Origin of the sequence: Halalkalibacter oceani (assembly GCF_040544555.1) — a bacterium.
Classification (GTDB): Bacteria; Bacillota; Bacilli; order Bacillales; family Bacillaceae_D; genus Halalkalibacter; species Halalkalibacter oceani.
Genome location: NZ_JBEPKD010000020.1, coordinates 1 through 18265, shown reverse-complemented (window position 1 = coordinate 18265; position 18265 = coordinate 1). Strand labels below are relative to the sequence as shown.

The window sequence follows — 18265 nt, the reverse complement described above, 5'->3', positions numbered from 1 at the left end:
AGTAGGGCTGTTCATGACGAAGCAAACCTTCCTGAAAGGAACGCTGATTCTTATTATAGCAGGGCTGATCACTAAATTTCTCGGCTTCGTGAACAGAATCGTCGTGGCAAGAATCATGGGGGCGGAAGGAGTCGGCCTTTATATGATGGCTGTGCCGACTCTCCTTCTTGTGATCACCATTACGCAATTAGGACTACCTGTGGCGATCTCCAAACTGGTCGCTGAAGCTGAAGCTAAAAATGATCAAACGCGGATCAAGCGGATTTTAGTCGTATCGCTGGCGATTACGAGTGTCTTAAGCGTTGTTTTTACGATAGCAATGGTCGGCTTTGCCCCGTTCGTCGCCCATACGCTGTTAACGGATGAAAGAGCCTATTACCCACTGATTGCGATCTCGCCAATTGTGCCGATCGTCGCTTTATCCTCGATTATGCGCGGCTATTTTCAAGGGAAACAGAATATGAAGCCAACCGCGTATTCTCAAGTGCTGGAGCAGGTCATCCGCATCACTCTCGTCGCGGTCATGACGAGCGCCTTCCTTCCATTAGGAGTGGAGTATGCGGCGGCCGGGGCGATGATCTCAGTTGTGTTTGGCGAGCTGGCTTCCCTCGTTTATATGATCATCTTATTTAAACGGAATAAGTCTTTTCGGGTGCGCCGCCGCTTCTTTCACTATGCGAAGGAAGGACGTCATACGCTGCGCGACTTGCTGTCGATTGCTTTGCCGACGACGGGAAGCCGCTTAATCGGCTCGCTTTCCCTTTTCTTTGAGCCTATCGTCGTCGCGCAAAGTTTAGCTTTGGCCGGAGTTACGACGATCCTCGCCACAAAGCAATACGGAGAGCTGGCCGGCTTTGTCATTCCTCTTCTCCTCCTGCCAACATTCATTACGAATTCATTATCCGTTTCGCTCGTCCCGGCAATTAGTGAAGCTTCGGCCCGCAAGCATTATAAAACGATTCACTACCGGCTCAATCAGGCACTGCGGCTTGCCCTTTTGTCCGGCGGAATGGCTGTCGTCGTCCTCTATGTCCTGGCGGAGCCGATCATGTCTTTAATGTACAATGCGCCTACCGTCGCCACATATGTAAAACTGATGGCCCCGTTCAGCATCTTTCTTTACTTCCAGGGCCCTCTTCAAGCTACTTTACAGGCACTGAATCTCGCAAAGGCGGCGATGATGAACAGCCTGTTCGGAGCCGTGATCAAAATAGCTGCGATTTTCGTGCTCGCTTCACAGCCGGCACTCGGCATTATGGGGGCGGCGCTTGCCGTTGTGATCGGAATGGTGCTTGTTACCCTGCTTCACTTTGCGTCTGTCGTGAAGACGATCAGCTTTACGATTGAAACGAAAATGTTCATCAAATCAGTTTTTCTGATTGTGACGACAGCCGCGCTTGGTCTTTTCCTGAAGAACCATTCGTTTTTCACATTACCACTAATTGCGGAAACGCTCGTGTTGATCGCGATTCTTGCTTTTTTCTATACACTGCTGATGCTGCGCCTCGGTTTAATTAAACGCGAGGAGCTGCTTCGCCTCCCGCTTATCGGAAAAAGCCTGCTATTCCTTCTTCCACGAGCATAAGAAAACCGCAAGGAAGGCTGTCACCGGCCTCCTTTCCCGCTGGCTTTAAAAGATCGTTTAGGTGATGCCCCACCCTTTTATTGCGACGGTTCCGCTCTGAGACAAAACTCGCTTTGACCTAGGGGCAAATGGCTCCACTCGCCACAAGTCCGTTGTGAGAAACTCACTCACAACGGACTTTAAAAGATCGTGGCGGTTCCGCTCATTGTTTCAGGTCGACGAAGAATGTGTCTTGGTCTTTTAGGGCGCAGTAGGATATTTTTTTTATGTCGCGATAGCCGAGCTTGCGCATTTGCTGGCGCAGCCAAAGGGAGGTCTGGTTAATTTGTTTGAGGTGGTCTTCCTGCACCTTGCCGTCCAGGATGAGGGGCAGCGGCATTACGGGCTCATCCTTATCGGGCTTCTTTTCAATGACCGACAGCTTTCCGGACGGCTCTAAAATGGCAAACTCGACATCAGAGAGCTTGCTTACCTTCTGCTGCCTCAACTGAATGAGCAAATCATCGAAATTATAGCGCTGCTTCCGCATTTCTTTCTCATCAATTTCCCCTCCATTGATCAAAACAGACGGTTTTCCGTCGACGAGCTTCCGAATCCGTTCACTTTTCAAGGAAAAGATCGCCAGCACAAGTTGAATGATCGACAGGATGACGATCGGCAAAATCGTATGAAGCATCGGTGCTTGAATATTTTCAATTGAAATGACAGCAAGCTCGGCAATCATAATAGAGACAACAAAGTCCAGCACCGAAAGCTGCCCGATTTCGCGCTTGCCCATAAAGCGCAGCACAAAGAGTATGATGAAGTAAATAAATATCGTCCTCAGGATAATCGTGCCATAATCCATCTTGCTCCTCCCATTCCCTTTTTTCTCTTCTTAGTATGACCAGGGAACAGCAGCTCATGATTTTTTAAAAAAAGGCCGGGCAAAAGGTCGAAAAAAACACCTTTTGTCCCAGCCCGAAGCTGTCTTAAATGAAATCAACCAAATAACGCAAATATAAATAAATCGTCGAGATGACAAATGAAATCAGGGCTACCGGGAGGCCGATTTTTAGAAATTCCAAATAGCTGAATGATTGCTTCGCTTTGACAGCCAGACCAGCGACAATCACGTTGGCCGTAGCACCGATGATCGTCGCATTGCCGCCAAGACAGGCGCCTAATGCCAAAGCCCACCATAACGGTTCCAAATTATGCATTCCAAATTCCTGGAACTCTAATATAACGGGAATCATCGCCGCGACAAACGGAATATTGTCAACAAACCCGGACAAGATACCGGAGCCCCATAGAATAAAAAGAGCTGTTTTCGGCAAATCCCCCTCGGTATAATAAATAATCGATTTCGCCATTTCATCAATAATGCCGACTTCCTTTAAGCCGCCGACGAGCATAAACAGCCCAATAAAAAAGAACAGCGTTACCCATTCGACCGAACGAAACACTTCTTCCATATCCTGTTCTTCATGCGTTAGCAGCATCAGCAGCAGGGCGCCCGTCATCGCGATGCTCGTCAATTCCGTGTGGATGAATGGCTGGACGATAAAACCGAGCGTTGTCAGCGAGAGGATGGAAACCGACTTCACCAGCAGCTTGCGGTCTTTAATATAGGTGGATGGAACAATTTCCAGCAATTTTGCCCGATCCTCCTTCGAAACGATCAGCTGCTTTTTGTAAATCAAGACGAGACAAGCCATAACGACAAGGAAAATCAGCAGCACAACAGGACTTAAATGAATCAGAAAGTCGTTAAAGCTTAAATAATCAACAGCTTGGCCGATCATTAAATTAGGCGGATCTCCAATCAAGGTCGCCGTCCCGCCAATGTTTGAAGCCATGACGATCGACAGCAGAAAAGGCACGGCAGGCAGCTTTAACAGCGACGTCAGCGTAAAGACAATCGGCACAATGAGCAGCACGGTTGTCACATTATTTAAAAAAGCCGAGCCAAATGCCGTTAAGGAGGAGATCGCAATCAACAAAGGCAGCGGACGCCCCTTTACCCATTTGGCGAGCGAGACGGCAACATACTCAAAAAAACCGCTCTGGCTTGTAATGGAAACAAGAATCATCATCGCTAATAATAAGGTGATCGTGTGCCAGTCAATATGGTGGAGAAAAGCAGCATTGATTTCATAAACGTGAAAGATCAGCATTAAAACGCCGCCAAAACAGGCAATGACGGCCCGGTTCATTTTTTCCGTGATAATGAAGAAATAACTGAAAATAAAAATCACAATTGCCAAGGGGACCCCCATAGCTGCACTCCTCTCCTTCCCACTACTACATCCTATGTCCTCTTTTTCAGAAACATGTCCACTGCCAAAAAGTCTGTCCATGATTTCATCAAGAAGGAAGGACCGGCATGATGATTGAAATTTTTACGTCTATTTAAAACAAGCCTGAATAAGCTGTAGTAAAGGATTTTTGTCCATTTGAAAGGAGAGATCTATATGGCAAATCGGGGATTTATGCCTGCTGTTTTATTTGGGCTGTCGACTGTTCTCGTCATTGCTCTTTCATTTAGTCTCGTCATCTCGTTGTTCTTATCGTTTACTTCCTTTACCGAGCGCTCTGTCGCATGGCTGATTACGAGCGTCGCGTTTTTAGCGATGTTTCTTGGAGGAACGATTTCCGGAGCAAAATCGAACCGCCGGGGCTGGCTGGCCGGGGCGGCGACGGCTTTCATCTTTTCGCTCCTAACGTTTCTTGTCCAGTATTTAGGCTATGATAGCAGCTTCACGAAGGAACAGTACCTTTATCATGGTGGCTATATGCTTGTCGCTGCATTCGGCGGCATGATCGGTGTTAATTTGTCGCGGGATTAAAGAAAAGAAAAACACAACAAGGGGCTGGGACAAAGGTTGTTTTTTTACCTTTTCCCAGCCCCTTAAGCTTAAGCAATGAGTGGAACCGCCACGATCTTGCTCATCGAGAATATACCCACTGTTACTCCATGCTCACTCTTTTTGTGTCTCAAGCTCTTAAATAGATCCAAAAAAAGAGTCGTCTCAAAGCCTACGCGTTGGGACAACTCTTTTTATGTATGCTCGTTAATCCGGATTGACAACTTCTCTTACGGCAGCGCGATCATACGTCAGCTTACGGTTATCATTAACAAGGATGACAATTGTGTCCTCGTCGATTGAATCGATAACACCGTGAAGTCCGCCGATCGTAATAATTTTATCGCCACGCTGTAATGAGTTGTGCATATCGCGAATGGCTCTTTGCTTCTTCTGCTGTGGCCTGATTAACAGGAAGTAGAAGATCGCAAACATTAAGATTAACGGAAGCAATGTTCCAAATAGCTCCATCTATTTTCCCCCCTTTCTTTACTCAAAGCATGCTAGAAATTTTTGGCATTGGGCTTATTAAAGCCATATTGTTCAAAAAACTCTTCTCTAAAGTCAAGAAGCCGATCTTGTCGTATCGCCTCTCTTACCTTTTCCATTAAGTTTAACAGGAAATAGAGATTATGATAAGACGTTAATCGAAAACCGAACGTTTCCTCACATTTAATTAGATGACGAATATAGGCTCTTGTGTAATTCCGGCACACGTGGCAATCGCAATTTTCATCCAGCGGACGAAAATCGCGGGCATATTTGGCGTTGCGCACGACAAGCCGTCCTTTGCTCGTCATTAGCGTTCCATTTCGGGCAATACGGGTCGGAAGCACACAGTCAAACATGTCAATCCCGCGGATCGCCCCGTCAATCAAGGAATCAGCAGAGCCTACTCCCATTAAATAACGCGGTTTGTCCTCTGGCAAATGAGGCGTCGTAAATTCAAGCACGCGATTCATGACATCCTTTGGCTCGCCGACCGATAATCCGCCGACAGCATAGCCCGGAAAATCAAGCGAAACTAAATCCTCCGCGCTCTGCTTGCGCAATTCTTCATACTCGCCTCCCTGGACGATGCCGAACAGCCCCTGATCCTGCGGGCGCCCGTGCGCTTCGAGACAGCGTTCAGCCCAACGGCTCGTCCGTTCGACCGACTTCTTCATATACTCATATTCTGCCGGATATGGCGGGCATTCATCAAAGGCCATCATAATGTCCGATCCGAGCGCATTTTGAATTTCCATCGCCTTTTCCGGGCTTAAAAAGAGCTTGTCCCCATTTAAATGATTGCGAAAGTGTACGCCTTCCTCTTCGATTTTGCGCAGGTCGCTTAAGCTGAAAACCTGAAAGCCGCCGGAATCGGTTAAAATCGGACGCTCCCAGTTCATGAACTTATGCAGGCCCCCTGCTTCTTTAATAATGTCATGGCCCGGTCTTAGCCATAGATGATACGTGTTGCTCAAAATAATTTGCGCGTTCATATCGTATAAATCTTCCGGACTCATCGTTTTTACCGTTGCCAGTGTACCGACCGGCATAAAAATCGGCGTTTCAAACGTCCCGTGAGGCGTATGAACCTTCCCGAGCCGGGCGCCGGACTGTTTACATGTTTTAATATGCTCATATGTTATCGCTGACATTTCCTTTTTCCTCCTTGAGCGTGTACGGGTCAACGAATCAGCATCGCATCTCCAAAGCTGAAGAAACGATAGCGTTCATTGACGGCATGCTGATAAGCCTTCATGATGTTCTCTTTTCCCGCAAACGCACTGACGAGCATCACGAGTGTCGACTTTGGCAAGTGAAAGTTCGTCACCATCGCATCAATCGCTTTGATCACATAGCCTGGATAGATAAAAATTGAGGTCCAGCCCGAGCATTCGCGAAACTCGCCGTGCTCCTGGATAATCGTCTCCAACGTCCGGACCGATGTTGTACCGACAGCAATAATTCGCTTGCCGTTTTCCCTCACACTCGTCAACAGCCGCGCTGTTCCTTCACTCATTTGATAAAACTCGGCATGCATTTGGTGCTCTTCGATCCGCTCTACGCTCACCGGGCGAAATGTCCCGAGACCGACATGCAGCGTTACAAAGGTCACATGGACCCCTTTTTGCTGAATTCGTTCAAGCAGTTCAGTTGTAAAATGAAGTCCGGCCGTCGGTGCAGCCGCTGATCCGCGATGCTTGGCGTAGACGGTCTGATAGCGCTCCTGATCAGCCAATGTTTCCTTAATATAAGGGGGAAGCGGCATTTCTCCCAATTCATCAAGAATTTCATGGAAGATGCCTTCATATTCCATTTGCAAAATCCGCCCGCCATGATCAGCTTCCCGGACACAGGTCGCGCGCAGCCGGCCATCGCCAAATTGAATAACCGTTCCTGCCTTGACGCGCTTCGCCGGTTTAATCAGCGTTTCCCACTGATCATTTTCCAGCTGCTTCAGCAACAGGACTTCAATTTGAGCGCCGGTATCTTCTTTCACTCCGAATAGTCTTGCCGGAAGAACCCTCGTATCGTTTAAGACGAGGCAGTCCCCTTCCTCCAATTCGTCGATCATATCGGAAAACGTTCCATCTTTAATTGCACCCGATTCCCGATCTAAGACAAGCAAACGAGACGCCGTTCGATCCTGAAGCGGCGTCTGGGCAATTAATTCCTCTGGTAAATTAAAATCAAAATCGTCTATTTTCATCGTCATGTCGTCACCTTTTCACATAACCGTTCCTGTCATATCCCTATCATCATACCGAAAGTGCTTCATCCATGCAAGAGATTAGCGAAAACGTCCAAACAAGAAAAAAATAAGCGACAGCACTACGCTAATAATCAGACAGGTCATAATCGGCATATATACGGTCATATTCTCGCGTTTAATAAAGATGTCACCTGGCAGGCGCCCAAGTGGCAGAAAGCGTCCAATAAAGAACCAGAGGACACCAATGATGATAAAAGCAATGCCGATAAGGATCAAGATCTTTGGAAATGAATTCACTGCTCTGGTCCCTCCAATTGAAAATGCTCATAGCATGCCGGGGTTACAACTCTTCCCCGCGGCGTTCGTTGGATAAAGCCAATCTGTAGCAAATACGGTTCATACACATCCTCGATCGTTTCCGGTTCTTCGCCGATCGTCGCAGAAATCGTCTCCAGACCTACAGGACCGCCGCGATAATTCTCAATCATCCCATACAATAATTTATGGTCAATATGATCCAGTCCTAAACGGTCGACCTGCAATTGCTGAAGCGCATCCACCGCCACGTCCAGTGAAACCGTCCCGTCTCCTTTAACCTGGGCAAAATCGCGCACGCGGCGGAGCAGGCGATTGGCAATCCGCGGCGTGCCTCTTGAGCGGCGTGCGACTTCAATCGCGGCCGCGTCTTCAATCGCGGTATCAAAGATCTCAGCCGTGCGCTTGACGATCAACGCCAGCTCAGCCTCTGTATAATATTCCAGCCTGGCGAGAACGCCAAAGCGGTCGCGCAACGGGGCCGATAGCATCCCTGCTCTTGTCGTCGCTCCGACCAGCGTAAACGGAGGCAGATCGAGACGTACGGAACGCGCGGTCGGTCCCTTGCCGATCACAATATCGATGCAAAAATCCTCCATCGCCGGATAAAGCACCTCTTCGACGACGCGGTTCAGCCTGTGGATTTCATCAATAAATAGCACATCTCCCGGTTCAAGAGCTGTCAAAATCGCCGCCAAATCACCGGGACGTTCAATCGCCGGCCCCGATGTCGTCCGCATCTGCACGCCCATTTCTGCAGCAATAATCCCGGAAAGCGTCGTTTTTCCGAGACCGGGCGGCCCATAAAGAAGAACATGATCGAGACATTCCTCTCTCATCTTCGCCGCTTCTATAAATACATCGAGATTTTTCTTTACTTTTTCCTGTCCGATGTATTGCGCAAGCTGCTGCGGACGAACGCGTTGCTCAATTGAATCATCCGCGCTCTGCATATCCGCCGATACCATCCGTTCTTCCATCCCTTGTCACCTCTTTCCCACATCCCGCATTCGCGCAATTCATTTACAGCATCAGCTGTAACGCTTTTTTAATATAGCCATCGGTCGTCAGCTCCTCTTCTTCCAAAAGAGGGCGAACTTTCTTCAGTTCCTTTTCGACATAGCCCAACGCCTGTAAAGCTTCAAGCGCTTCTTTCAACGCTGTATTTGCCGGCGTTTTCTCAACTGTTGTCGCCTTTTCCTGTTGCAGCAGATTCGGCACAAAGTCATCGAGCTTTCCTTTCAAGTCAAGAATGATCTGGCGGGCTGTTTTTTTGCCGACACCCGGAAATTTCACTAAAAAGGCTTCATCTTCTTCCTCAATCGCGTAGACGACATTCTCCGGCTGGCCGGACGCCAAAATGGCGAGCGCCCCCTTCGGCCCGATGCCCGAAACATTTAACAGCTTTTCAAACAGCATCCGCTCCTGCTTCGTACGGAAGCCGAACAGACGAATTAAGTCTTCCCTGACATGCTGGTATGTATAAATTTGCACCGTTTCTTCAAGCTTTTCCTGAAAAACAAACGGGTTCGGGCAATAAATCTGATAGCCTAAGCCATGATGGTCGACCACCACATATTGCAGCTCCACTTCCACTACTTTCCCTTTAACATATTCAATCACAGCCCGTTCTTCCTCTCTCTATGCGAACATTTATTTCTATTTTATCATAAGCCCCCCTTTCCGTCATTTCTCTTTCCAGCTGCAAAAAGCAAAAAAAGCAGCGCTGGATCCGCCCGGAAGGAATTTCCCTCACGATTCACGCTGCTTTGAAGAATCAATTCAATTTTGATATTGGCGAAAGGCTTCTAATACTTCTTCATAATGATGCCGATCTTTAACCGGAATCCCTTTTTCAAGCTCCGAATGCTGTTTGCTTTCGAGCTTGCTCGTATCCAGCTGAAAAAAGGAATGGATGATCTTTTGCTGATCGGGCTCTCCTTCGTAAATGGACAGAATCCCTTCTTCCGTTAAGCCAAAGTACCCGTTGATTTTCATTAGTGGCGAGATATCATTGACCGATTGCCGGAAAACCATTTCGTCTTCATTTTGGTCCACCAGAGTCCAGCCATCATATTGCGCCCAAAAATCCTCCATCGACCAAATCGTTTCTTCAATGATCTCTTCGCTTGTTTCTCCGTCCAAATATACTCTTTCCAACGTAATCTGTACGGTTTTTGGCTGCATGACCTCAACGGCCTCCGCCTCTTCCGCTTGAGGCTGTTTTCCACCAACAACGAGCGCACTGCAAATGAAAAGCGCGGCCAAAAGAAGACCGATTCCGACAATAACGGAAAGACTATGCTTTTGCGGGACCTTTTGGTGTTCCCTCATCTCCATCATCACCACCATATTTTATCCATATTTAAGCAACTACGCTAAGGATGCCCGAAAAAACCTTATTTGATTCAAAAGCCGCTGAAAAAGGATGTTTTTCCCTTTTTCAGCGGCTCATTGTCCGCCAGTTCGCTTAATGAATTCCCCCCGCCAACGCCAAAGCCCGTTGTGAGAGGATCTCTCACAACGGGCTTGGCAGCTGGTTTAAAGGCCCGGCGAAAGGGAAACCTTTTGGCCCCGGCCCCATTCCATTTATTAACGAGAGCGCTCAAACGGACGTTGAACGGCTCGTCCTAAATCATTTACCATATCGGTAAATGTTGCTGCGACTTCATCGAATGCTGTTCCTGTCCGCAAGCGGTCATCCATCGTCCGGATACGGTTAACATGATCTTCATCCGTCACAACGCGGACTTGCTTATTTTTTGCCATTTTTTGCACAGCTTGTTCTACTTGTTGTTGAACCTGGTTTGTATTTTGGTTCGTTTCAACCCCAACAACAATGTGGTTATCATCGACAATGACACGGCAGTCCTCGACTCCGTTTATGCGCTGCACACGATTGGCAACATGCTGCGCTGTTTTGCTGTCATAATCTTTATGATAGTTGACATTTTGTTGGGTATACTGGTTACGAGTCGCTCTGTTTGAACGGTGAATACCGCTTTGTTGGTTGGTAATCCGCCCATTTCCGACTCGATCACCGGTAAATTGCTGACGATAGGTGCGCGTTCTATCACGCAATAATCCATCTTCATCAACCATTCCAGGACGGTTATTCCCTGTCAGGCCGGTACGTCCCATGCCCGGAGTACGCTGGGTCGCTCCGAAGCCGTTACGGTTTCCATGCGTACGGTTTGTTTGAAAGTTATTTAAATGCGTACGCGTACGTTGTCGATCAAGCTGACCATAAGTACCGCCACCACGATAATCAGGTGTCATCATATCGGTGACAGGACCTTGTCCACGGTAACGTGAGTGGGTATAAGCACCGCTCATATCCTGTGACTCAAAGCCAGTTTGACGATAGTTATTCGCGCCCATTCCCTGCTGATTATCTGCACCACAAGCTGCTAATCCACCAACAAGCATTGTCGCTGCTGCAATTGACATCGCAATTTTTTTCATATTTGAATTCCCCCTTTCATCACTTAATGTGGCTGATTGGAGGCCTCTTTACACTGTTAGTTACTGGGCATTGTACCACCTGAATCCGACATAAAAAAGCGCGGGACAAAGGTCTTTTTCACCTTTTCCCCACGCTTACAGCAAAGCTTCTTTCGTAACGGCTTTACGAGGGACTGTTGAAGTGGTTGTTATTAGTCGTCGTAATCGTCCGTTTCCTGATAATTATTTATTTGCTCATTCCGTTCAAAATCTTTAACGGACATCATTTGCCCATTTGGTCCGTACATAATCGGTTCCACGGGACCGCATTGAACACAATCACTTCCCATTTGCACTGGCGGTATATAAGCAGGCAGCGTTTGTGGTGCCTGATACAATGGCCCATTTAAAGGTCCCATTGGCGCACAGCCATTACCGTAGCCCGTCATAAGCGGTCCGACTGGCTGAAAAAATGGAGAAGGCATGTCAAACGCCCCCTGCATCATTGGCAGCGGCTCCGGATGGTGAGCGTATTGCTCAAATTGCTGCGGCATCATTTGCGGTGACATCTGGTTCGGCTGGCTCTGCGGCATCATTTGCGGCGGCATTTGGTTCGGCTGGCTCTGCGGCATCATTTGCGGTGACATTTGATTCGGCTGGCTCTGCGGCATCATTTGTGGTGACATTTGGTTCGGCTGGCTTTGCGGCATCATTTGCGGTGACATTTGATTCGGCTGGCTTTGTGGCATCATTTGCGGCGGCATTTGATTCGGCTGGCTTTGCGCCATCATTTGCGGCGGCATTTGGTTCGGCTGGCTCTGTGGCATCATTTGCGGTGACATTTGATTCGGCTGGCTTTGTGGCATCATTTGCGGTGACATTTGATTCGGCTGGCTCTGCGGCATCATTTGCGGCGGCATCTGGTTCGGCTGGCTCTGTGGCATCATTTGCGGGGCCTGCTGGTTTGGCTGCCCATTTGCCGCTTGCGGAGCCTGATTTGCTTTTGGTGGCTTTGGTGCTTTTGGAATCGGCGACTGCATTGGCTTTGTTTGTGGCTGGTATAAGTGCACATCGTATTTCTGACTATGCTGAGGCATAGAAGGTTGTGATGTCGGTGCTTGTAAAATTGGCTGATTCATTTTCGACGGTGCCTTTGGCATCTCCGGCTTTGGCATCGGCTGATTCATTTTCGGCGGTGCTTTCGGCATCTCCGGCTTTGGCATCGGTTGATTCATTTTCGGCGGTGCTTTCGGCATCTCCGGCTTTGGCATCGGTTGATTCATTTTCGGCGGTGCTTTCGGCATCTCCGGCTTTGGCATTGGCTGATTCATTTTCGGCGGTGCTTTCGGCGCCTCCGGCTTTGGCTGCGGCGCCGGCTGCGGTGTTTCTTTGGCTGCAGGCGTGGTCGTCGTTGGTGGAGGCACAGGGCCTTCCTTCTGGTATAATTTCTGCTGTTCCTTCACTGGGGCATTAGCTGCCTGCTGAGATTCTTTTTTTACAGGTACGCTTCCTGTTGGAATTTTTATTTTCATACCAGGCATGATCATATCCGGATTGGCGAGCTGTGTATTAGCAGCTTTTAACTGTTCAAAATCAACGCCGTATTTCTTCGCGAGCTTCCAGAGCGTATCCCCTTTTTGGACGATATGAATTTTCACGATCTCATTCCCTCCTCTTTACCTTTTTCGTACATCTTATGTCGTTGTAGGCGAATTGACACGAAGCGTTAAACTGACAAAACAGATAAAAATGGGAGAAAGCCTAATACCCAAAGGGTCTCAGCAAATCTTATGAGAAAACAAATAGGTTTATGCCTAAGAAAAACGCCTAGCGTCCTTTCTTATCTTTTAAAAAAACCGGCTTAACAGGAGATGCTCCTGCTAAGCCAGTCCTCTTCCGATGATTAAGCGCGTTCCAGCATGCGCTGCAATGCCAAATTCGCTTCTTCGGTCGTTAACGGATCCACTTTTATTGGGAAATGTAACTGCCCCGCCTCCAGTTCTTCCAGCGACCAAAGCAAATGATCAAGATCAATCCGGTTCATCGTTAAACATGGACACATGATCGGATTTAATGATGTAATCTCCTGCTCAGGATGCTGCTGGCTTAAACGGTTCACCAAATTCATTTCCGTCCCGACCGCCCACTTCGTACCCGGAGCTGCCTTTTTAATCGTCTCGATTATAAAATGGGTCGAGCCATTTTCGTCTGCCGCCTGGACGACCTCATACGTGCATTCTGGGTGCACGATGATTCGTGTTTCAGGAGAATCCTTTCTAAGCTGCTCAATTTGCGCTACAGTAAATTTTTCATGAACCGAGCAATGTCCTTTCCAAAGAATCACTTGCAGATCATCGAGGTTCCCTTCATAGTCAAGGCGACGCTCAATCGGATCCCAGACAGCCATCTTCTCCAAAGGGACACCAAGATCATAGGCGGTATTTCTTCCTAAATGCTGATCAGGCAAAAACAAGATCCGTTCCTTTTGCGTGAAGGCCCACTCGACCATTGCTTTTGCATTCGAGGAAGTCACCGTCGCTCCCCCATTGCGGCCGCAAAAGGCTTTGATCGCCGCTGTACTGTTGACATAGGTTAATGGAAGAATCGTATCGCCAAGCAGCTCCTGCAGCTCTCCCCACGCATATTCGGTTTGCGCGATCGTCGCCATATCGGCCATTGAACAGCCTGCCTTCAAATCAGGAAGAATGACGTGCTGCTCCTCGCTTGTCAGCATATCGGCCGTCTCCGCCATGAAATGCACGCCGCAAAAGACGATGAATTCCGCCTCGCGATTAGCCTGCGCCAGCTGGGCCAGCTGAAGGGAGTCACCAATTGCATCAGCAAATTCAATGACCTCGTCCCGCTGATAATGATGACCCGGAATGTATAAACGCTTGCCAAACTGCTGCTTAATCTCCCAGATGCGCGCCCGCTTTTCTTCTGTCGTCATTTTTGCGTACTGTTCCGGTACACGTTTGACTTTTGAAATCTCTTCAAGAAAACTCATCTTATTCTCCCTCCGCTTCGAGTAAAAAACTAATGTCTTTGGCTTTGACGGAATGCGTTAAACAGCCGAGTGAGAGATAATCGACACCACAGCCGCGATAAGAAGCAATCGTCTCCAGAGAAATATTGCCGGATGCTTCGGTCTTAATCACGGAAGGGACGAGCTTGACATATGACGCGATTTCCTCCGGCGTCGCATTATCGAACATAATCACATCCGCTCCGGCTTCAACTGCTTCAAGCACTTCTTCCTCGTTTGTCGTCTCAACTTCCACCTTGACCATATGACCTACTTTTTCTTTTACCGCCTGAAGTGTTTTCGTAATTCCGCCTCCGGCCAGTAAATGGTTTTCCTTTAATAAAATGGCATCACTTAATCCAAACCGGTGATTAAATCCCCCTCCGCAGCGAACGGCATATTTTTCAAAAATACGTAAGCCCGGCGTTGTTTTCCGCGTATCGCAAATGCGGATCGATGGGTCATCAAGACGTAAAACCGCATCTCTGGCCATCGTCGCAATCCCGCACATCCGCTGAAAAATATTCAGCAAAACCCGCTCGCCGGCGAGCAAGGAAAGATAAGACCCTTTCACGCTCACTAAAATGTCCCCAGCCTGAAAAGGTTCTCCGTCAGCGACGTGAATGGTAACCTCCACCTCTTCATCGACGCATTGATAGCCAAGCCGGACGATTTCCCCGCCGGCCATTACTCCCGCTTCCTTTGCAACCATATTTCCTTGCCCTCTTTTGCCAGTGGCAATCACCGTTTGACTCGTCAGATCGCCCTCGCCGATATCCTCCATCAAAAAAAGTTGCAGCCGTTCCTTAATTGCCAGCTTATTCATATTCTCCCTCTCCTTAACGCCGAAGCGGTATTATTCTCCCACTTGCTTTTTCTTGTTTTATGATCCCATCCGTCTGTGAAATGGCGACCGTCGCCCCGTCCCATCCTTCCTCATCCTTTGCCGGGTAATCGCTGCGGTAATGACCGCCTCTGCTTTCTTTCCGCAGCAGGGCAGCTTCGGTAATCATCCAGGCGACGAGAACCATATTCTTTCGTTCCAGTTCCTCGCGTGACGTGCTTCCACCCGGATAAAGCGCTCCCATCATATACGGTTCGAGCCAGCGCTTCATTTCCTGCAAGCCGTATTCGTCCCGGTTCATCCCGACATAAGCTGTCATGTTTGCCTGAATAGCCGTTTTCGTTGGCGGACAGCCGCTTACCAATGGCGGTCCCTCCTCGACGAGCTGCGCCTCCCTCCCGTCAAACAAAGGAACCTCACGCAAATAGGTGGCGACCTGCTCGGCAAAGACAAGCCCTTCCAGCAGCGAATTGCTCGCCAGCCTGTTTGCGCCATGAACGCCGGTACAGGCAACTTCCCCAATCGCATACAAGCCTGGAAGCGAGGTTTGGCCGTTGGCATTCGTTTCAATGCCGCCGCTCATAAAGTGAGCACCCGGCGCGACCGGAAGCAGAGGCTGATTTTGGTCAATTTTCGCTTGTTGACAGCGCTTTATCAAACCCGGAAAACACTGGGCAAAATTTTCGATAACGCGACAGTCGAGAAAGATTTGCTCTCCGCGATGCAGTGCCTGCTCAATCGATCTGCTGACGACGTCGCGCGGGGCAAGGTCTTTTAACGGATGCCAGGCCATCAGCCGTTCTCCATTTTGGTTGACAAGAAACGCTCCTTCACCGCGAACGGCCTCGCTGATCAGTCCATATGTTTGCCCGGCACGGACAAGCAATGTCGGATGAAATTGGACAAATTCCATATCAATTAGCCGCGCTCCCGCCCGATAAGCAAGCGCGAGTCCATCGCCGGTTGCTTCAGGTACATTGGAGGTGTGTGTAAAGAGCTGCCCGGCTCCTCCTGTGGCGAGAATCGTCGCCTTGGCACGGACCACGCCGCGATCTGTCTCAACGCCTCCTACCCCAGCATCGGTGAGCAGTAGATTTTGCACCATTGTCTGCTCAAGCAGCTGTACGCGGTGCTGCACTAGCCGAATGAGAGCGGCGGTTATCGCCCGGCCTGTCTGATCGCCCTCGGCGTGGACAATCCGACGATGACTGTGCGCCCCTTCCATGCCGAGCTTCAGCCTGCCATATTGATCACGGTCAAACTCCACCCCGAGTTCTTCAAGCTTTTTCACAATAAGCGGCGCCCGCTTCACCAGCAGTTCAAGATGATCAAAATGATGATGGTGATGGCCCGCCTCAAGCGTGTCGGCATAATGGCTGCTCCAGCTGTCAAGCGGATCGATCGCAGCGGCCATGCCTCCCTGAGCAAGGCTGGAATTGCTTTGTGCCACATTTGACTTTGTGATAATCATCACATTCAAGTGATCAGCTAAAAGATGGGCCGTCATTAATCCGGCAATGCCGCTTCCAATAATAACCACGTCTACCGCCTTATCAGCCATGATCATTCCTCCATGTAATTTACAGTTGTCTTGTCACCTATCTTTACATAAAATAAGAATTGTGACAAGAGATTTTTCGAAAGCGCACGGAAATTGAGTAGGAAAAGGAGCCGATTATGCTTTATTTTGATTACAGTGCCACGACCCCGATGTCCGACTTTGCGTTAGACACCTATCAGCGTATCGCGAGGCAGTATTACGCCAACAGCCAAAGCCTGCACACGCTTGGCCAGGAGGCAGAGGATGTTCTGGCCATTAGCCGGCGGACGATTGCGGCAAGCCTTCCACCAGCACGCCCGGACGACATTTATTTTACCGGCTCAGGATCGGAAGCGACGTTTTTAGCGCTAACCGGTTTGGCCATTGCCCATAAAGCGAAAGGCAAAACGATTTTGACGACAGAAGGAGAGCATCATTCCGTCCATCAAGCTCTTGCCTTTCTTCACGAGCGCGAGGGGTTCCACATTCGTTATCTTGCCGTCAATCAATATGGACAAGTAACGGAAGAGGAGCTGCGTTCCGCAATCGATGCGGATACGGTTCTCGTGACGATCGGCCACGCGAACAGTGAAATCGGCACCGTACAGGATCTCGCTGCCCTTGGAAAGATTCTCGCCGATCATGCTATACTGTTTCATAGTGATTGCGTGCAAACCTTTGGCAAGCTGCCGATTCCGCTCGACGTGCTGACAAGCGCCAGCTTTTCTGCCCATAAATGCTACGGACCAAAAGGAGTTGGCGCCGCTTATTTGCAGCATGCCGTCGGCTGGGCTTCGTTTCACCACGGGACGACTCATGAAAATGGCTTCCGGGCCGGCACGGTCGATGTTCCTGCCATTGCGGCGTTTGCTGCGGCGGTAGAAGAGATGAGCGCCAATGCACACGAAGAAATGAGCCGGCTTGCAGACTACCGGGACGATTTTATAAAGGCATTTGCCGGGCATGCTGAGGTGTGCTTTGAAGGCCATCCGACCGCGCGGCTGCCTTTTCATATCGCGCTGCGGGCGAAAGGAATGGAAGGACAGCTGCTCATGCTGGAATGTAACCGCAAAGGCTTCGCCATCTCAACCGGTTCAGCCTGCCGGGCCGGACAAAGCTCTCCTTCACGAACGCTGATCAGCCTTGGCCGTTCGGCCGAAGAAGCGCATGAGCTTGTCAGAATTACGTTTGGCAAGCACACGACAAAGCAGGACGTTACACAGCTGATTAAGGCAATCAAAGAAATTTTGCTGACCTATAAAGGGGATGAATAGATGTGACAAATGGCAAGAAAATACTTGGCGAGGAGCGTCGGAATCTACTGATTGACTGGCTGCAAACAAGCGACAAGCCATTAACAGGAAATGAGCTGGCCAAACGAACCAATGTCAGCCGGCAAGTAATCGTCCAGGATATATCGATCTTAAAAGCGAAAAAGCATCCAATTTTAGCGACCGCTCAAGGCTATATGTATGTCAAGACAGAAAGGCCGGCAAAAGCGAGCCGGATTATCGCCTGCTGCCATACGCCCGCCGAGACGAAGGAAGAGCTTTTTCTCCTCGTCGACCACGGCGTGACTGTGCGCCAAGTGATGGTCGAGCACGCCCTGTATGGTGAGCTGTCTGCTTCCTTGATGGTCTCAAGCCGTCAGGATGTCGATCAGTTTTGCGCTCATTTGCAATCGACAAAAGCGGCCTTATTATCCGAGTTGACAAATGGCGTCCACTTGCATGAAATCGAGGCGCAAACCGAGGAACAACTGGACAGCGCCATCGCCGCCCTTGACCGGCGGGGCTTCATTTTAAACGACTAAGAAAAACGCGCAGGTCTGTCTGAAAGACCCCCGCTTCCAGACAGACCGCCTAACTAAAACATACTAAGATTAGTGGGTAAGGTCATCGACGGGTGATCGTACCCACTATTTCTTTTTTAAGTTATAGTGAGGAGTGAAAGAAAGCCCGA

At 49.2% G+C, this 18265-nt stretch carries 18 protein-coding genes; 4 read left to right on the top strand and 14 right to left on the bottom strand.

The genetic code is table 11. From position 1 onward, the window contains the following. Positions 1-13: 13 nt before the first annotated feature. Entirely contained in the window at positions 14-1585 is a 1572-nt protein-coding gene (spoVB, locus tag ABMB67_RS17530; protein WP_354572882.1) for a stage V sporulation protein B, read from the top strand. Positions 1586-1787: 202 nt separating this feature from the next. Here spoVB and ABMB67_RS17525 read toward each other — a convergent pair whose 3' ends face one another. Together ABMB67_RS17525 and ABMB67_RS17520 are read right to left on the bottom strand one after the other, a co-directional pair. Beyond that, complete coding sequence (locus tag ABMB67_RS17525) at positions 1788-2432, bottom strand: DUF421 domain-containing protein (protein ID WP_251221542.1); 645 nt, start codon at positions 2430-2432, stop codon at positions 1788-1790. Between the two features lie 124 nt (positions 2433-2556). Then, complete coding sequence (locus tag ABMB67_RS17520; RefSeq protein ID WP_354572881.1) at positions 2557-3927, bottom strand: ArsB/NhaD family transporter; 1371 nt, start codon at positions 3925-3927, stop codon at positions 2557-2559. Between the two features lie 114 nt (positions 3928-4041). On the opposite strand from ABMB67_RS17520, the gene ABMB67_RS17515 reads away from it, so the two are divergent. Beyond that, a complete protein-coding gene (locus tag ABMB67_RS17515) occupies positions 4042-4416 on the top strand; it encodes a TIGR04086 family membrane protein (protein WP_251221540.1) in 375 nt (124 codons plus the stop codon). A gap of 225 nt (positions 4417-4641) precedes the next feature. Here ABMB67_RS17515 and yajC read toward each other — a convergent pair whose 3' ends face one another. From yajC to nadB, 12 genes are all read right to left on the bottom strand, one after another. After that, positions 4642-4905: a preprotein translocase subunit YajC gene (gene yajC / locus ABMB67_RS17510; RefSeq protein ID WP_251221539.1), complete on the bottom strand. Its 264-nt coding sequence runs from the start codon at positions 4903-4905 to the stop codon at positions 4642-4644. A 32-nt stretch (positions 4906-4937) separates the two neighbouring features. Further along, positions 4938-6077, bottom strand: a complete 1140-nt coding sequence (gene tgt, locus ABMB67_RS17505) for a tRNA guanosine(34) transglycosylase Tgt (protein WP_251221538.1) — start codon at positions 6075-6077, stop codon at positions 4938-4940. A gap of 29 nt (positions 6078-6106) precedes the next feature. Next, complete coding sequence (gene queA / locus ABMB67_RS17500; protein ID WP_354572880.1) at positions 6107-7132, bottom strand: tRNA preQ1(34) S-adenosylmethionine ribosyltransferase-isomerase QueA; 1026 nt, start codon at positions 7130-7132, stop codon at positions 6107-6109. Positions 7133-7213: 81 nt separating this feature from the next. Continuing rightward, the gene (locus tag ABMB67_RS17495; RefSeq protein ID WP_354572879.1) at positions 7214-7432 is read right to left on the bottom strand and encodes a DUF2905 domain-containing protein; all 219 of its coding nucleotides are present in this window, start codon (positions 7430-7432) and stop codon (positions 7214-7216) included. Further along, entirely contained in the window at positions 7429-8430 is a 1002-nt protein-coding gene (gene ruvB, locus ABMB67_RS17490; protein WP_354572878.1) for a Holliday junction branch migration DNA helicase RuvB, read from the bottom strand. The genes ABMB67_RS17495 and ruvB overlap by 4 nt, the downstream gene beginning before the upstream one ends. Positions 8431-8473: 43 nt before the next feature. Continuing rightward, complete coding sequence (gene ruvA, locus ABMB67_RS17485) at positions 8474-9073, bottom strand: Holliday junction branch migration protein RuvA (protein WP_251195363.1); 600 nt, start codon at positions 9071-9073, stop codon at positions 8474-8476. 159 nt (positions 9074-9232) lie between these two features. Continuing rightward, positions 9233-9784, bottom strand: a complete 552-nt coding sequence (locus ABMB67_RS17480) for a BofC C-terminal domain-containing protein (protein ID WP_354572877.1) — start codon at positions 9782-9784, stop codon at positions 9233-9235. 258 nt (positions 9785-10042) lie between these two features. Next, positions 10043-10915: a YhcN/YlaJ family sporulation lipoprotein gene (locus tag ABMB67_RS17475; protein ID WP_354572876.1), complete on the bottom strand. Its 873-nt coding sequence runs from the start codon at positions 10913-10915 to the stop codon at positions 10043-10045. A gap of 191 nt (positions 10916-11106) precedes the next feature. After that, positions 11107-12552 (bottom strand): SafA/ExsA family spore coat assembly protein, encoded by a 1446-nt coding sequence (gene safA, locus ABMB67_RS17470; RefSeq protein WP_354572875.1) that lies wholly within the window; start codon positions 12550-12552, stop codon positions 11107-11109. Positions 12553-12797: 245 nt separating this feature from the next. Then, positions 12798-13901: a quinolinate synthase NadA gene (gene nadA, locus ABMB67_RS17465; RefSeq protein WP_354572874.1), complete on the bottom strand. Its 1104-nt coding sequence runs from the start codon at positions 13899-13901 to the stop codon at positions 12798-12800. Between the two features lies 1 nt (position 13902). Next, a complete protein-coding gene (nadC, locus tag ABMB67_RS17460; RefSeq protein WP_354572873.1) occupies positions 13903-14745 on the bottom strand; it encodes a carboxylating nicotinate-nucleotide diphosphorylase in 843 nt (280 codons plus the stop codon). Positions 14746-14758: 13 nt separating this feature from the next. Then, complete coding sequence (gene nadB / locus ABMB67_RS17455; protein WP_354572872.1) at positions 14759-16324, bottom strand: L-aspartate oxidase; 1566 nt, start codon at positions 16322-16324, stop codon at positions 14759-14761. A gap of 116 nt (positions 16325-16440) precedes the next feature. Between nadB and ABMB67_RS17450 the strand changes: the two genes are divergently transcribed. Both ABMB67_RS17450 and ABMB67_RS17445 read left to right on the top strand, forming a co-directional pair. Beyond that, positions 16441-17577, top strand: a complete 1137-nt coding sequence (locus ABMB67_RS17450; RefSeq protein WP_354572871.1) for an IscS subfamily cysteine desulfurase — start codon at positions 16441-16443, stop codon at positions 17575-17577. Positions 17578-17579: 2 nt separating this feature from the next. After that, entirely contained in the window at positions 17580-18116 is a 537-nt protein-coding gene (locus tag ABMB67_RS17445; RefSeq protein WP_354572870.1) for a transcription repressor NadR, read from the top strand. Positions 18117-18265: the final 149 nt, after the last annotated feature.

Coding starts and splice junctions, on each gene's coding strand:
- spoVB (WP_354572882.1), top strand. CDS start 14: ATGACGAAGCAAACCTTCCTGAAAGGAACGCTGATTCTTATTATAGCA.
- ABMB67_RS17525 (WP_251221542.1), bottom strand. CDS start 2,432: ATGGATTATGGCACGATTATCCTGAGGACGATATTTATTTACTTCATC.
- ABMB67_RS17520 (WP_354572881.1), bottom strand. CDS start 3,927: ATGGACAGACTTTTTGGCAGTGGACATGTTTCTGAAAAAGAGGACATA.
- ABMB67_RS17515 (WP_251221540.1), top strand. CDS start 4,042: ATGGCAAATCGGGGATTTATGCCTGCTGTTTTATTTGGGCTGTCGACT.
- yajC (WP_251221539.1), bottom strand. CDS start 4,905: ATGGAGCTATTTGGAACATTGCTTCCGTTAATCTTAATGTTTGCGATC.
- tgt (WP_251221538.1), bottom strand. CDS start 6,077: ATGTCAGCGATAACATATGAGCATATTAAAACATGTAAACAGTCCGGC.
- queA (WP_354572880.1), bottom strand. CDS start 7,132: ATGAAAATAGACGATTTTGATTTTAATTTACCAGAGGAATTAATTGCC.
- ruvB (WP_354572878.1), bottom strand. CDS start 8,430: ATGGAAGAACGGATGGTATCGGCGGATATGCAGAGCGCGGATGATTCA.
- ABMB67_RS17480 (WP_354572877.1), bottom strand. CDS start 9,784: ATGAGGGAACACCAAAAGGTCCCGCAAAAGCATAGTCTTTCCGTTATT.
- ABMB67_RS17475 (WP_354572876.1), bottom strand. CDS start 10,915: ATGAAAAAAATTGCGATGTCAATTGCAGCAGCGACAATGCTTGTTGGT.
- nadA (WP_354572874.1), bottom strand. CDS start 13,901: ATGAGTTTTCTTGAAGAGATTTCAAAAGTCAAACGTGTACCGGAACAG.
- nadC (WP_354572873.1), bottom strand. CDS start 14,745: ATGAATAAGCTGGCAATTAAGGAACGGCTGCAACTTTTTTTGATGGAG.
- nadB (WP_354572872.1), bottom strand. CDS start 16,324: ATGGCTGATAAGGCGGTAGACGTGGTTATTATTGGAAGCGGCATTGCC.
- ABMB67_RS17450 (WP_354572871.1), top strand. CDS start 16,441: ATGCTTTATTTTGATTACAGTGCCACGACCCCGATGTCCGACTTTGCG.